This window comes from Stutzerimonas nitrititolerans (genome assembly GCF_003696285.1).
In the GTDB taxonomy this organism is placed as follows: Bacteria; Pseudomonadota; Gammaproteobacteria; order Pseudomonadales; family Pseudomonadaceae; genus Stutzerimonas; species Stutzerimonas nitrititolerans.
Genome location: NZ_RFFL01000002.1, coordinates 340570 through 355407, shown reverse-complemented (window position 1 = coordinate 355407; position 14838 = coordinate 340570). Strand labels below are relative to the sequence as shown.

The window sequence follows — 14838 nt, the reverse complement described above, 5'->3', positions numbered from 1 at the left end:
CGTCGTGATCGGGGCAAAGTGGCGCGTGAATCGATCTGCATCGGTATATGACGGGAGCGTAATCTCCCATGACGACCGTAGGGCCGAATTTACTCGGCCTCTGCGTCCCTGGCCGAACAAGTTCGGCCCTACAGTGGTGTTTAGCGCAGTCGGTTGCACGGTGCTAGGATAGCCCCCGTCTGGCCGGTGGCATGGCCGCCGGCGTTTCGCCCTCTTGAGAAAATCTTCTCCATGTTTGGTTCCAACGACGATAAGAAGGCGCCGGCCGAGGCCGGCGAGAAGAAAGGCCTGTTCGGCTGGCTGCGCAAGAAGCCGCAGACCCCGGCCGCCGAGCCGCCACCATCCGAGCCGCTGGAAGACAGCCAGCCGTTCGCCGACGAACCCGACGAGCAAGCCCGAGAGCAGTTGGCCGAGGTCGAGGCCGAGCAGCCCGAGCCCATCGCCGAAGTGCAGGTTGAGCCGGAAGTCGCATCTCAGCCTGAGCCTGAAACCGAGCCTGAGCCGGTCGCACAAATCGACGAATCCATGAATGTGCCGGAAGCTCCGGCGCTCGCGGAAATCGCGGTCGAACCGGCACCGGTTCCCGTGGCAGAGGAGCAGCCTGCCAAGCTGGGCTTCTTTGCCCGCCTCAAGCAGGGCCTGTCCAAGACCAGTGCCAGCATCGGCGAAGGCATGGCCAGCCTGTTCCTCGGCAAGAAGGCCATCGACGACGACCTGCTGGACGAGCTGGAAACCCGCCTGCTGACCGCCGACGTCGGCGTCGAGGCCACCACGGCGATCATGCAGAACCTTTCCCGTCGCGTCTCGCGCAAGGAACTTGCCGACAGCGGTGCGCTGTACAAGGCGCTGCAGGAAGAGCTGGCCGGCCTGCTCAAGCCGGTGGAGCAACCACTGCGGATCGATGCCGGCAAGCAGCCCTTCGTGATCCTGGTGGTTGGCGTCAATGGCGTTGGCAAGACCACCACCATCGGCAAGCTGGCCAAGAAGCTGCAGCTCGAAGGCAAGAAGGTCATGCTCGCCGCCGGCGACACCTTCCGGGCCGCCGCCGTGGAGCAACTGCAGGTATGGGGTGAGCGCAACAACATCGCGGTGATCGCCCAGCACACCGGCGCCGATTCCGCCTCGGTGATCTTCGATGCGGTGCAGGCCGCCAAGGCGCGTGGCGTCGACGTGCTGATCGCCGACACCGCCGGTCGCCTGCACACCAAGGACAATTTGATGGAGGAGCTGAAGAAGGTCCGCCGGGTCATGGGCAAGCTGGACGAGACAGCGCCGCACGAAGTGCTGCTGGTGCTCGACGCCGGCACCGGCCAGAACGCCATCAACCAGACCAGGCAGTTCAACCAGGCGGTAGAGCTCACCGGACTGGTGCTGACCAAGCTTGACGGCACCGCCAAGGGCGGGGTGATCTTCGCCCTGGCCAAGCAGTTCGGCACGCCGATCCGCTACATCGGCGTGGGCGAGGGCATCGACGATCTGCGCGCCTTCGAGGCGGATGCCTTCGTCAGCGCGTTGTTCGCCGAAAAAGGCACGAGCGCAGGTAACCCCCCGTCATGATCCGTTTCGACCAGGTCGGCAAGCGCTATCCCAACGGTCATGTCGGATTGCATGAACTGTCCTTCCAGGTGCAGCGCGGCGAGTTCCTCTTCGTCACCGGCCATTCCGGCGCCGGCAAGAGCACGCTGCTGCGTCTGCTGCTGGCGATGGAACGACCCACCAGCGGCAAGTTGCTGCTGGCCGGGCAGGACCTGTCGCGCATCAGCAATGCGCAGATTCCCTTCCTGCGTCGGCAGATCGGCGTGGTGTTCCAGAATCACCAGCTGCTGTTCGACCGCACGGTATTCGACAACGCCGCGCTGCCGCTGCAGATCCTCGGTCTGAACAAGCGCGAGATCGGCCAGCGGGTGATGACCGCGCTGGAGCGCGTCAGCCTCAAGGACAAGGCGCTGCAATATCCCTCGGACCTGTCCACCGGGCAGCAACAGCGTGTCGGCATCGCCCGCGCCGTGGTGCACCGTCCGGCGCTGCTGCTGGCCGACGAACCCACCGGCAACCTCGACCCGCGCCTGGCGGCGGAGATCATGGGCGTGTTCGAGGACATCAACCGCCTCGGCACCACGGTGCTGATCGCCAGTCACGACCTGGCGCTGATCGCCCGCATGCGCCATCGCATGCTCACCCTGCAGCGTGGCCGCCTGATCGGCGACGGGGAGGCCGCCCGATGAGCGCCGAACGCAAATCCAACCCGAGTACCGCCGAGCGCGTGGGCGGCACGGTGAAGAAAGCGCCGCAACACAACCCCGACGAACCGGACTTCAAGACCCTGTTCCATGCCTGGCTGGAAAGCCATCGCGCGAGCCTGGTCGACAGTGTCGGGCGATTGGTCAAGCAGCCGATCGGCAGCTTCTTCACCTGCCTGGTGATGGCCGTCGCGCTGAGCCTGCCCATGGGCCTGGCGCTGCTGCTGGACAATGTCGAGCGCCTGGGCGGCTCCTGGCAGCGGGCGGCGCAGATCTCGTTGTACCTGCAACTGGAAACCGATGCCGCCGCCGGCCAGGCGCTGCGCGAACAGATTCTGGAAATGCCGGATGTCGCTGACGCCGAATGGATCAGTCGCGAGCAGGCGCTGGAGGAATTCCAGCAGCTGTCGGGCCTGGGCGAGGCGTTGCGCGAACTGCCGGACAATCCGCTGCCCGGTGTAGTCGTGGTCACGCCCAATGAGGTCGACAAGGCCAAGCTGGAAGCGCTGCGCCAGCGCCTGGCTGAACTGCCCGGCGTCGAGCAGGCCCAGCTGGATCTGCTCTGGGTCGAGCGACTGGCGGCGATTCTCAAGCTGGGCGACCGCTTCGTCTTCGGCCTGACGCTGCTGCTGATCGCCACCCTGCTGCTGGTGATCGGCAACACCATCCGCCTGCACATCGAGAATCGGCGCACCGAGATCGAGGTGGTCAAGCTGGTCGGTGGCACCGATGGCTACGTGCGCCGACCCTTCCTCTACATGGGCGCGCTCTATGGCCTGGGCGCGGGACTGATCGCCTGGCTGCTGCTGGCCTACGGACTGGGCTGGCTGAACGAGGCGGTGATCGACCTGGCGGGGCTCTACGGCAGCGATTTCGGCCTGGCCGGCGTGCCCACCGAAGATGGCTTCTCGCTGGTGCTGGGGGCGCTGCTGCTGGGTTACATCGGAGCCTGGCTGGCCGTCGCACGGCATCTGAGCGAACTGGCGCCGCGTTGATAAGTCATTGTTACAAAAGGCTTTTGCCAGGTTGTCGTGGAACTTTTCCACAGGTTTGCAGTCTGATCGGGCAATGCTAAACTGCTGCAGCTTCACTATCGGAGGATCTGCATGACATCTACTCTGCAACCTGTTCACGCACTGGTTCCCGGGGGCAACCTCGAAGCCTATGTGCAGACGGTCAACAGCATTCCGCTGCTAACGGTCGAGCAGGAACGCGATCTGGCCGAGCGCCTGTTCTACCATCAGGACCTCGAAGCCGCTCGTCAGATGGTTCTTGCCCACCTGCGATTCGTCGTCCACATCGCCCGCAGCTATTCCGGCTACGGTCTGGCCCAGGCCGACCTGATCCAGGAAGGCAACGTCGGCCTGATGAAGGCGGTCAAACGCTTCAACCCGGAAATGGGTGTGCGCCTGGTGTCCTTCGCGGTGCACTGGATCAAGGCCGAGATTCACGAATTCATCCTGCGCAACTGGCGCATCGTCAAGGTCGCCACCACCAAGGCGCAGCGCAAGCTGTTCTTCAATCTGCGCAGCCAGAAAAAGCGTCTGGCCTGGCTGAACAACGACGAAGTCGAGCGCGTGGCCGACAGCCTCGGCGTCGAGGCGCGCGAAGTGCGCGAGATGGAAAGCCGGCTGACCGGCCACGACATGGCGTTCGATCCGGCAGCCGATGCCGACGACGACAGCGCCTACCAGTCGCCGGCGCATTATCTTGAGGATCACCGCTACGACCCGGCTCGCCAACTGGAAGATGCCGACTGGAGCGACAGTTCCAATTCCAGTCTGCACGAGGCGCTGGAAACGCTGGACGAGCGCAGCCGCGACATTCTGCAACAGCGCTGGCTGAGCGAAGAGAAGGCCACCCTGCATGACCTGGCGGCCAAGTACAGCGTCTCTGCCGAGCGTATTCGCCAGCTGGAAAAGAACGCCATGAACAAGCTCAAGGGTTCCATCCAGGCCTGATTTTTTCTGCAGGCTCAGGAGGCGCTACAGGTTCTGCCTGCAGCGCCTTTTTTGTGTGCGTGGCGGCTCGCCGGGTTCTCGCCGGCAATCGGGCCGGCGAACGATTCGTCAGTGAAGTCCTGCGCTCATGATCCTGGGCTCGTCCAGCCTCGGTTTCATGAACGCTTCAGTCGTTCAGCGCCTTGCCGAGTGCGACCAGCAGTTGCGCGGTGCTGATCGGCTTGTGCAGCCACACGACGCGCGGGTCGCGCGTTTTTTCATCGAAATGGCTCGCCGCGGAGATGACGACGATCGGCAGGTGCCGCGTCAGAGGGTTGCGCCTGATTTCCTCGATCAGCTGCGCGCCGCTGCCGTCGGGCAGGTGCAGGTCCAGCGTGATGGCGTCGTAGCGATGGTCGGCGAGCTTTTCCCGAGCCGCATGCAGGCTCTGCACGCGTTCCACCGAATAGCCCGCGTCATGCAGCATCAGATACAGCAGGCGGCCAGTATCGGGTTCGTCTTCGACCACCAGCAGGTGCCCCCGGCCAGGCTCCGGCGTCGAGGCGCAGGTCTCGAGTATCGGCAGTTCGCACCAGAACGTCGTGCCCTGTCCTTCGGCCGTGTCGAAGCCGACCTTGCCGCCCATCCGCTCGATGAATTCCTTGGTGATCGCTAATCCGAGACCCGTGCCGCCCTTCTGCCGGCTGTCGGAGGCGTCCGCCTGGGCAAACTTCTCGAAGACGCGTGCCCGGAATTCCGCAGCGATGCCCGGCCCCTGATCCGTGACGCTGATGCGCACGTGCGTGGCGTCGGGCACGCTGCAATGCAGGCTGACTTCGCCGCCTTCGGGAGTGTACTTGATGGCGTTGGAAAGGAAATTGCCGAGGACCTGCTGCAGGCGCGAGGCGTCTACCCAGACCTGGACGTCCACCGCTTCGCGCAGCACGCAGTTGACGCCGAGCTGGGCGGCGAAGGCCTGGTTGCTGGCCAGCGCCTCTTCCAGCAACTGGCGCAGGGAATGCTCGTGCATGTCGAACGACATCTTGCCAGCGGCGATCTTCTCCATGTCCAGCAGGTCGTTGATCAGATGGCCCAGGCGCTGGCTGTTGCGGTAGGCAATTTCCAGCATCTGCTGCATGGCGGGCGGCACTTCACCCAGTGCGCCGCCGTTGATCAGGCCGAGGGCGCCGCTGATGGAGGTCAGGGGTGTGCGCAGTTCGTGGCTGACGGTGGAGACGAACTCGTTCTTCATCTGCTCGATGCGCTTGTGCTCGGTGAGGTCCATGCTGGTGCCGCTGATGCGCAGCGGCTGGCCTTGGGCGTCGCGCTGTATGTAGCCACGCACCAGCACCGGTACCGTGCGACCGTCCTTGTGCCGGAAGCGCAGCTCGCTGGTGAACTGATCAAGCCGGGACAGCATGGTCTGCGCCAGTTGCGCGCGGGTTCGAGGCAGGTCTTCGGCGACCAGCACCTGTTCCCACAGCCGGGTGCTCAGCTGCAGTTCGCCGGGTTGGTAGCCGAGCATGTGCCAGGTGCGTGGCGATGCGTAGAAGGTATCGGCCGCCAGATTGAGGTCCCACAGGCCGTCGTTGCTGCCCTTGAGCGCCAGGCTCAGGCGTTCTTCACTGAGCTGCAGGGCCCGCTTGTTCTCGCGGATGCGTTCGGTCATCTGTCCGGCGAGGATTTCGGCACGGCGCTGCCGGAAGGCCAGCGACGAAATCAGGAAGAACAACAGCAGGCTGATGCCGGCGCCCAGAATGGCCACCAGCCCCTCGTTGGCGCTGAAGCCGGACTCGAACGCGGGAAGGCTTTCCATGTGCAGCGTCCAGGTGCCGCCGTAGATGCTCAGTTGCACGTCCTGGCTGTGGGCGGCGTCGCCCGGCGCATGTTCCTTGCTGGCGAACAGCAGTTGCTCGGCCTGCTGCGTCGGTCCGGAGTAGATGCGCAGGCTGAGATTCAGATCGGCAGCGCCCAGGATTCCCTCCATCAGATCGTCCATGCGATAGGGGCTGTAGGCGAAGCCGAGCAAGGCGTCCATCCGCTGTTCAGCTGTTTCGAGCGGCATCGCGGGGTGATACAGGGGCACGTAGATCAGCACGCCCGCCTGCACCTTGCCGTGGGTTTCCTGGCGCAGGACCACCTTGCCCGAGATGCGCGACTTTCCGGTCGAGGCCGCCTGGCGCATGGCCTGATGGCGAACCGGTTCGGCGTACATGTCGTACCCGAAGGCGGCCCGGTTGCGATCGTTGAACGGCTCGAGGTAGACGATCGGCATGTACACCGGGCGCTCGCCTTCAGGTTGGATGCGGTAATCGGTGAAGCCCTCGGCGCGGATACTCTGCTCATGGGCGTCCCGCTCGGAGGCCCTTACCACCTTGCTGAACCCGACGCCCTGGATGCCGGGGTAACGATCGGCCAGTTGCTGGCGCTCGACATAAGCGCGCCATTGCGCCCGCGATACCTCTCCGCTCGCGGCGAACAGGCCGGCGGCACCGAACAGAATCTGCTCATGATCGATCAGGCGTTGCTCGATGGCGTTGGTGACCTTGCCGACCAGCAGTTCGAACTGTTGCTCGGCCGCCCGATCGCTGTTGGCGCGCAACTGCTGAAGAATGAGCAACTGGCCCAGCAGGGTGAACGCCAGCACCAGCCAGGCGATGCCGTTGCGCCAGTTGAACAACTGCGGCAGGTCTACGCGGGCAGATTTGATGGTGGACGGTTCGCTCATCCTACTCACAGCGCCCTTCGGCAAGATCGGAAATCAAGGCTATCGAGACCGGGGCGGCGTTCCAAGGGCACGGCTGCAGATCTCCTGGCAAGCGTCGAAGACCTGAAGGCGGCTCCAGACGCTAACTATGCATGGGCGATAATCGCAGGGCATGCTGCCCATAGTCCATCCCGGTGGCCTGCCAGTCGATGTCGGCCACGGGTTGCGGCCGGGCGAAGCCGTAGCCCTGGCCATAGTCGCAACCGTGTTCCAGAAGGAACGCCGCCTGCCGGGAGGATTCGACCCCCTCGGCGACGACCTGCAAGCCCAGGTTATGCGCCAGGCCGATGACCGAACGGGTGATGGCGGCATCGTCGCGATCGTCGGGAAGGCCGCTGACGAAGCCCTGGTCTATCTTCAGTTTGTGCACGTTCATGCGCTTGAGGCGCAGCAACGACGAATAGCCGGTGCCGAAATCGTCGATGGCCAGCTGTACGCCGAGCGCGCGCAGGCGCTGCAGGAGCTCGACGGCGGCATCGGGATCCTGCATCACCGCGCTTTCGGTGATTTCTAGCTCCAGGTACTTCGCCTCCAGCCCGGTATTGAACAGGATTCGCGCGATTTCCCGGTCCAGCGCCGCGTTGCTGAACAGGCGGCTGGAAATGTTCACAGCGACGAAGCTCAATGACAAACCACTGCTCAGCCACTTGCGCATCTGCCGGCAGCTCTGCTCCAGCACCCAGTGATCGATGGCGCTGATCAGGCCGCTTTCCTCGGCGACCGGAATGAAGGTGCCGGGGGGAATCAGTCCCTGCTCGGGGTGTTGCCAGCGCACCAGCGCTTCGAAACCGACGATGCGGCCACTCTCGAGGTCGTAGATCGACTGGTAGTGCACGCGCAGTTCCTGCTGCTCCAGCGCCTGTCGCAGTGCTACGCCGAGCTCGACACGTTGTTGCGCCTGGCTGGTCAGTTCATGGCTGTAGAAGGCGTAGGTGGAACGGCCCTTGCCCTTGGCCTTGAACAGCGCCGAGTCGGCATTCCGCATCAGTTGCTCGACGTTCTGCACTTGATCGGGGTAGGGCACGATGCCGATGCTGGCACTGCAGAACAGGTCGTTATCGTTCAGGTGATAGGGCTGGCTGAGATGCTCGAGAATCCGCACGGCAAGCGCGGCGGCCTGGTCGGCGCTGTAGTTCTCGCAGAGCATGGCGAACTCGTCGCCACCGATCCGCGCCAGCGTCATGCCATCCTGCAGGTGGGTGACCAGCCGCGTGGCCACGGCCTGCAGCAGGGCGTCGCCAACGCTGTGTCCGAGGCTTTCGTTGATGTCCTTGAAATGATCGAGGTCGATCAGCAGCAGTGCGCCAGTCCGTTTGGCGTTGCGGGCTCGGTCAAGGTCCTGTTTGGCCCGCTCGCTGAACAGCAGGCGGTTGGGCAGGCCGACGAGCGGGTCGTAGTGCGCCAGGCGGTCGAGTTCATCGCGCGAGCGCTTGAGCGCCGAGAGATCGGAGAACACCGCGACGTAATGGCTGACCTGGCCCTGTTCGTCCCGGATGCTGCGCAGGTTCTGCCATTGCGGGTACACCTCGCCACTGCGGCGACGGTTCCAGATCTCGCCACTCCAGATGCCATGCTTGTGCAGGTCGTGCCACATGGTCTGGTAGAAGGCCGCGTCGTGCTTGCCGGAGGCGAAGAGCTTCGGCGTCTGCCCGAGCACCTCCTCGGCAGCGTAGCCGGTGATGCGGCTGAACGCCGGGTTCACATGCACGATGTGCTGCTGCGGGTCGGTGACCAGAACGCCTTCCTGGGTGCTGTCGAATACGGCAGCGGCCTGCCGCAGGCTGCTTTCGTCGGCGCGGCGCGCCAGCTGCTGGGCGGCCAGGCGGTTCTGGTAATGCTGGCCGAGCCTGTACATCAGGACGCTGGTCAGAATGACGAAGAAGGCGCCCTTGGCGAGCTGCCAGAGAATCGAATGTTTCGGGTCAGCGATCAGCCTGTGCAGCAGCGATTCGCCGAGCAGCACCCAAAGCAGCGAGAGTACGGCGTAGCACAGACACAATCGCAGGAGTGGCGGGTTCATTTCTTCAAATCCGTCAGGTAATGCATGAAGAGCAACAACGAGGAGCAAGGACAGGAGGGCATGCTGCGCTACTGGTATGGCGGCGCAACGCTATCATATTTGGCCATGTGGATTATGTGGGAAATGCCGAGGCGCGCGATGAGTGGTGTCAGGCGGTCGCGGACGAAACGTCAGCAGACCCTAGAGTCGCGCAGGCCACCAGGCGGGATACTCCGGTCGTAGCTGGCGCAGATAATGACTGCCGCCGAGCTGGCGTACCTGCTGGCGAATCCAGGCGGCGCGACTGTTTATCCGGGCGCTGGGCCGGCCGGCGCTCCACTCGCGCGGGTTGGGCAACACGGCGGCGAGCAGGCTGGCCTGCCGGGCCGACAGATAAGGCGCGCCAACCCCGAAATGGTGCTGCGCCGCCGCTTCGGCGCCAAAGATGCCGACGCCCCATTCGACGCTGTTGAGGTACACCTCGAGGATTCGTTGCTTAGGCCAGAGCAGTTCGATCAGTGCCGTGAACCAGGCCTCGACGCCCTTGCGCAGCCAGCTGCGGCCGGACCAGAGGAACAGGTTCTTGGCCACCTGCTGGCTCAGCGTGCTGGCGCCACGCAACGAGCCGCCCTGTTCGTTGTGCGCCAGGGCCGCACGGATCGCGGCGACGTCGAAGCCCCAGTGTTCGGCGAACTTCTGATCCTCAGCGGCGATCACCGCCATCTTCAGGTCGTCCGGCAGCTCGCTCCAGGGGCGCCAGCTGCGCTGCACGTCGATGCTTTCGCCGCTGGACCAGGATTGTACCTTGCGCTCGATCATCAGCGCGGTGAACGGCGGCGCAACCCAGCGCAGCAACAACACCAGCAGCGCCGACAGCGCAACGAGCCAGAGCAGCAACTTGAAAAGACGGCGCAGCAGGGATCGGAACATGTCGCTTGGTCGAGGCCGAGGAGAGCGGGCATTATAGCGGCCTCGTACAGCGCTGATCGGTAACCCCCTGATGATCCGTTCGTTTCTTTTGCTGGCCGCGTTCTTCGGGCTGACCGGCGTGGCGCTGGGTGCCTTCGCCGCCCACGGCCTGCGTGGCAGCCTCAGTGCCGAGTATCTCGCGGTGTTCCAGACCGGCGTGCACTACCAACTGATCCATGCCCTGGCTCTGTTCGGTGTCGCGCTGCTCGCATTGCACCTGCCGAGCAAGCTGTTGAAAGTGGCGGGCGGCCTGTTCACCCTCGGGATCCTGCTGTTTTCCGGCAGCCTGTACCTGCTGACCCTGAGCGGCATCGGCAAGCTCGGCATCATCACGCCATTGGGCGGCACGGCCTTTCTCGCCGGCTGGCTGTGCCTGGGCTTGGCAGCCTGGGGGTTTCGTCGCTGAAGCGATCCCGCGCCGGTACAGGATGAATGGCGGCGGCTGTCGCCTTGGTCAGCTGTCGGCTTCGGGCTAGAATGCGGGCCCTCTTTCCGACAGTGGCGAGCACTATGCACATTCAGTTGAACGGCGAGCGCTATGAGCTCCCCGATGGTCAGTCGGTGGCCGATCTGCTGCAGCGCCTGGAGCTGACCGGGCGCCGTCTGGCAGTCGAACTCAACCAGGACATCGTTCCGCGCAGCCAGCACGCCGCCACCCTGCTGGGTGAAGGCGACCAAGTAGAGGTGGTGCATGCCATCGGTGGTGGCTGACGGTACCCGCTGCATCCGTATTTCCGCACGTCGCCCGTGCAGCGACGTTCTTCTCGCTTCATTACGCCTGTACAGGATGGTCGCATGAGCCAAATTCCGCACGACAAACCCTTCACGCTTGCTGGCCGCACCTACCAGTCGCGCTTGCTGGTGGGAACCGGCAAGTACAAGGATCTCGAGGAAACCCGTGTCGCCATCGAGGCCTCGGGCGCCGAGATCGTCACGGTAGCGGTGCGCCGGACCAACATCGGACAGAACCCCGGCGAGCCCAACCTGCTCGACGTGATCTCGCCGGAGCGCTACACCATCCTGCCGAACACCGCCGGTTGCTACGACGCCGAACAGGCCGTGCGTACCTGCCGCCTGGCCCGTGAACTGCTCGATGGCCATAAGCTGGTCAAGCTGGAAGTACTGGCCGACCAGAAGACCCTGTTCCCCAACGTCATCGAGACGCTCAAGGCCGCCGAGGTGCTGGTCAAGGACGGTTTCGACGTCATGGTCTACACCAGCGACGATCCGATCATCGCGCGCCAGCTGGCCGAAATGGGCTGCATCGCGGTGATGCCGCTGGCCGGGCTGATCGGGACCGGCCTGGGCATCTGCAACCCGTACAACCTGCGCATCATCCTCGAGGAAGCCAAGGTGCCGGTGCTGGTGGATGCTGGCGTCGGTACGGCGTCCGATGCGACCATCGCCATGGAGCTGGGCTGCGAAGCGGTGCTGATGAACAGCGCCATCGCCCATGCGCAGCATCCGGTACTGATGGCCGAGGCGATGAAGTACGCCATCGAGGCCGGTCGCCTGGCCTATCTCGCCGGCCGCATGCCGAAGAAGCTCTACGCCAGCGCCTCGTCGCCGCTGGAAGGGCTGATCCGCTAAGCCTGAGCCCGGGTTCATGCCGCACCGCCATTGCGCCGTGCGGCTTTTTTTCTTTCTATCTGCAGGTTCGTTCATGAGTGACATCGTCCCCCCGGCCGACGGCCAGCGCCGTATGCGCACCATCAAAAGCTTCGTGATGCGCGCCGGGCGCATGACCGAAGGCCAGCAGCGCGGGCTGGACCAGGGCTGGCCGCGCTTCGGCCTGGAACTGGCCGACGGCATGCGTGATTTCGACGAGGTATTCGGCCGTCAGGCGCCACGCACCTTCGAAATCGGTTTCGGCATGGGGCATTCCACGCTGGAGATGGCCGCCGCGGCGCCCGAGCAGGATTTCATCGGGGTGGAAGTGCACAAGCCCGGCGTCGGGGCGCTGCTGGGCGGACTTCTGTCACAAAATCTGAGCAATGTGCGCATCTACAGTTGCGACGCGCTGGAAGTGCTGCGTGAATGTGTCCCCGATTCCAGCCTGGACCGGGTTCTGCTGTTTTTCCCCGACCCCTGGCACAAGAGCCGCCACCACAAGCGCCGGATCGTCCAGCCTGCTTTCGCCGAGCTGGTGCGGCAGAAGCTGAAGGTCGGGGGCGTGCTGCACATGGCCACCGATTGGCAGCCCTACGCCGAGTACATGCTCGAGGTCATGAGCGTTGCGCCCGGCTATGTCAATCAGGCCGTCGACGGACAATACGTGGAGCGCCCGCCGGAGCGGCCGGTCACCAAGTTCGAGCGACGCGGCGAACGCCTCGGTCATGGTGTCTGGGATCTGAAGTTCCAGCGCAACGCCTGATAGCGCGCGATCAGCGCCACAGCAGGGCCAGCGGGATGGCTCTCGATCTGCCTTGCCGGAAGAAATGCTGCGGCCAGTCGGCCGCGGTTTACGTGCAGGCCTGCATGCGAGCCTGCAAAGGAGCGAAAGATGTTCAGAAAATTAGGATTTCTAGTCCTGGCGGCATGCGCCTTCCAGGTCCAGGCAAAGGTCGATGCAACCCAGGCCGCGCGCCTGGGGCAGGATCTCACTCCGCTGGGCGCCGAACGTGCAGACAATGCCGCCGGCAGCATCCCTGCCTGGACGGGAGGCGTACAGCCACCGGCCGGCTACACGCCGGGCATGCACCATCCGGACCCCTTCGCGGCCGACCCGGTGCTCTACAAGGTCGACCAGAGCAATGTCTCGCAGTATGCCGCTCTGCTGCCCGAGGGGCAGCGCGCCCTGCTGGAGCGCTACCCCGATTACTACCTGCGGGTATTTCCTTCGCGGCGCAGTGCGTCGGCGCCGCAGCGCATCTACGACGCGACGCGCGCCAACGCCGTCAATGCCGAGCTGATCGCCAACGGCAATGGCATCAAGGGTGCGTTCGCCGGTATTCCCTTCCCGATTCCGCAGGATGGCATGGAAGCGATCTGGAACCATGTGCTGCATTACAAGGGCGACCAGACTCACTTCGTCAACAACCAGGCGGTGGTGATCAACGGGCGCGCCAGCTTCATCAAGCGCGACCGGCACATCTTCTATGTCTATAACCGCGAGGGGATGGACGAGCAGGGACTGGACAACACGCTGCTGTACTACAAGTACCGGGTGACGGCGCCGGCGAAACTCTCGGGCACCGCCCTGGTGGTGCAGGATCCCATGGACCAGGTGCTGTCGATCCGCAAGGCCTGGCGCTACAGCCCGGACGATCGCCGGGTGCGCCGCCTGCCTTCGTTGGCCTACGACTCCCTGCAGCCGGACACCAGCGGCCTGGCCACCGCGGACGTGGTCGACTCGTTCAACGGCGCACCCGACCGCTATGAATGGAAGCTGGTGGGCAAGCGCGAAATGCTGATGCCGTACAACAGCTATGCGGTGCACCAGCAGGGTATTGCCTATGGCGAGATCGTGGGGCCACGCACGCTCAACCCGGAACTGCTGCGCTACGAGCTGCACCGCGTGTGGATCGTCGAAGCGAGCCTGCGCAAGGGTTTCAGCCATCCCTACGACAAGCGTCGCTTCTATATCGACGAGGACAGCTGGCAGATCCTGGCGGTGGATCTGTTCGATGAAGACAACGAGTTGATCGGGCTTCAGGAAAGCCATCCGATCAGCTACTACGAGGTGCCGATGTTCGCCAGTACGCTCGAGACGCTGTACCACCTCGAGGATGGCAACTACTTCGTCGATGGGCTGGACAACAACGAGCAGATGTACGATTTCGGTGCAAGGCTCAGCCCGCGGGACTTCTCGCCGGCGGCGTTGAGGAGAGGGGGGAACTGAGGAGGGCTGGGGCGCTTTCAAAGCGATTAGCGATTAGCGATTAGCGATTAGCGATTAGCGATTAGCGATTAGCGATTAGCGATTAGCGATTAGCGATTAGCGATTAGCGATTAGCGAGTTGCTTGATGGCGCGGGTTTCGCCCTGCTGGGCGAGTCACTTTTTCCAATCGCCGGGTGGCCGGCCCCGAAAAAAGTAACCAAAAACGCTTGCCCCTACATACGGCCCTGCGCTGCGAGCAGGGTTCGTTCGCTCCACCGCTGCTCCAGGGGCCGGCTTACAAGGGCCGTCCATGGCCCTTTAAGCGGGGACGCCTAGTCCTCTCGCCGCATCCATGCGGTTCGCTCCCTTACACAACGGTTCCACTCACCCTCCTGACAGGGGCGGTTGGTGTCGTCTGATGGTTTGTGCGTCGGGCCAAAAAGCCAAAGCAAATTCTCGATCTTCCAGGCGACTCGGACTCATATCCCCGTCAGAGAGGCCGAGTGGAGGTGTTGCGTAGGGGGACGCGAGGCATGGACGCCGAGCGAGGAACGAAGGGACAGGGACGCCCCTCCGTGACGGCCCCCGGAGCAGCACCGGAGTGAGGGAAGTCTGGCCGCAGGCCGGACCCGGATGTCGGGGTGCGCTTTCTTTTGCTTACTTTTCTTTGCGCAAACAAAGAAAAGTAAGGCGCCGTGCAAGGCGCAATCTGTAGACCCAGCCGAGGAAAGCGTTGTGGTCCCAATCAGTCTTGGACGCCAATGCCAAGAAACAACCTCTAATTCCGATCAGCCACCACCCCAATAATGAACAACACCAGAATCAACACCGGCGCCAGCGTGTAGTTGTTGAACTGCGCCAGCCCCTTCGCCAACCAGGGGCTCAGGTAGATGATCCCCAGTCCATAGACCACCGCACAGAACACCACGAACAGCAACGTCCGCAGGATGAAGTTCAGCCCTGCGATGTTCCTCTGCACCCAGGCATTAAGCACCGGCCCGAACAGCACGAACAGCGTGGCCATGATCGCCAGGGATATATCCGAAAGATGACTGCGGCTCCAGCGCGACAGGGTGGCGATCAGGTCGAGTAGCAAATCCAT

General features: G+C 63.8%; 13 protein-coding genes. 9 read left to right on the top strand and 4 right to left on the bottom strand.

Annotated elements, in window-relative coordinates; translation table 11 throughout:
* Positions 1-231: 231 nt before the first annotated feature.
* From ftsY to rpoH, 4 genes are all read left to right on the top strand, one after another.
* The gene (gene ftsY / locus EA795_RS03725) at positions 232-1557 is read left to right on the top strand and encodes a signal recognition particle-docking protein FtsY (RefSeq protein WP_014851194.1); all 1326 of its coding nucleotides are present in this window, start codon (positions 232-234) and stop codon (positions 1555-1557) included.
* Complete coding sequence (gene ftsE / locus EA795_RS03720) at positions 1554-2225, top strand: cell division ATP-binding protein FtsE (RefSeq protein ID WP_014851195.1); 672 nt, start codon at positions 1554-1556, stop codon at positions 2223-2225. Before ftsY ends, ftsE begins: the two co-directional genes overlap by 4 nt.
* Complete coding sequence (gene ftsX / locus EA795_RS03715) at positions 2222-3235, top strand: permease-like cell division protein FtsX (protein WP_122075626.1); 1014 nt, start codon at positions 2222-2224, stop codon at positions 3233-3235. Before ftsE ends, ftsX begins: the two co-directional genes overlap by 4 nt.
* 111 nt (positions 3236-3346) lie before the next feature.
* Complete coding sequence (gene rpoH / locus EA795_RS03710; RefSeq protein WP_058078363.1) at positions 3347-4201, top strand: RNA polymerase sigma factor RpoH; 855 nt, start codon at positions 3347-3349, stop codon at positions 4199-4201.
* Between the two features lie 166 nt (positions 4202-4367).
* Here the strand turns inward: rpoH and EA795_RS03705 are convergent, their stop codons facing one another.
* The 3 genes from EA795_RS03705 to mtgA form a co-directional block, all read right to left on the bottom strand.
* Positions 4368-6908 (bottom strand): CHASE domain-containing protein, encoded by a 2541-nt coding sequence (locus tag EA795_RS03705; RefSeq protein ID WP_014851198.1) that lies wholly within the window; start codon positions 6906-6908, stop codon positions 4368-4370.
* A gap of 121 nt (positions 6909-7029) precedes the next feature.
* Complete coding sequence (dibA, locus tag EA795_RS03700; RefSeq protein WP_122075624.1) at positions 7030-8967, bottom strand: phosphodiesterase DibA; 1938 nt, start codon at positions 8965-8967, stop codon at positions 7030-7032.
* 180 nt (positions 8968-9147) lie between these two features.
* A complete protein-coding gene (mtgA, locus tag EA795_RS03695; RefSeq protein WP_122075622.1) occupies positions 9148-9876 on the bottom strand; it encodes a monofunctional biosynthetic peptidoglycan transglycosylase in 729 nt (242 codons plus the stop codon).
* Between the two features lie 70 nt (positions 9877-9946).
* Between mtgA and EA795_RS03690 the strand changes: the two genes are divergently transcribed.
* The 5 genes from EA795_RS03690 to EA795_RS03670 all read left to right on the top strand — a co-directional run bounded on the left by EA795_RS03690 (position 9947) and on the right by EA795_RS03670 (position 13756).
* Positions 9947-10321, top strand: a complete 375-nt coding sequence (locus EA795_RS03690) for a DUF423 domain-containing protein (RefSeq protein WP_122075620.1) — start codon at positions 9947-9949, stop codon at positions 10319-10321.
* 104 nt (positions 10322-10425) lie between these two features.
* Positions 10426-10626 carry a sulfur carrier protein ThiS gene (gene thiS, locus EA795_RS21285; protein WP_014851202.1) on the top strand — a complete coding sequence of 67 codons (201 nt, stop codon included), beginning with the start codon at positions 10426-10428 and terminating at the stop codon, positions 10624-10626.
* Positions 10627-10710: 84 nt separating this feature from the next.
* Positions 10711-11505, top strand: a complete 795-nt coding sequence (locus EA795_RS03680) for a thiazole synthase (RefSeq protein ID WP_014851203.1) — start codon at positions 10711-10713, stop codon at positions 11503-11505.
* Between the two features lie 73 nt (positions 11506-11578).
* A complete protein-coding gene (gene trmB / locus EA795_RS03675) occupies positions 11579-12289 on the top strand; it encodes a tRNA (guanosine(46)-N7)-methyltransferase TrmB (protein ID WP_014851204.1) in 711 nt (236 codons plus the stop codon).
* 129 nt (positions 12290-12418) lie between these two features.
* Entirely contained in the window at positions 12419-13756 is a 1338-nt protein-coding gene (locus EA795_RS03670) for a DUF1329 domain-containing protein (protein WP_122075618.1), read from the top strand.
* Between the two features lie 758 nt (positions 13757-14514).
* Here EA795_RS03670 and EA795_RS03665 read toward each other — a convergent pair.
* Positions 14515-14838: a DUF3392 domain-containing protein gene (locus tag EA795_RS03665; RefSeq protein ID WP_014851206.1), complete on the bottom strand. Its 324-nt coding sequence runs from the start codon at positions 14836-14838 to the stop codon at positions 14515-14517.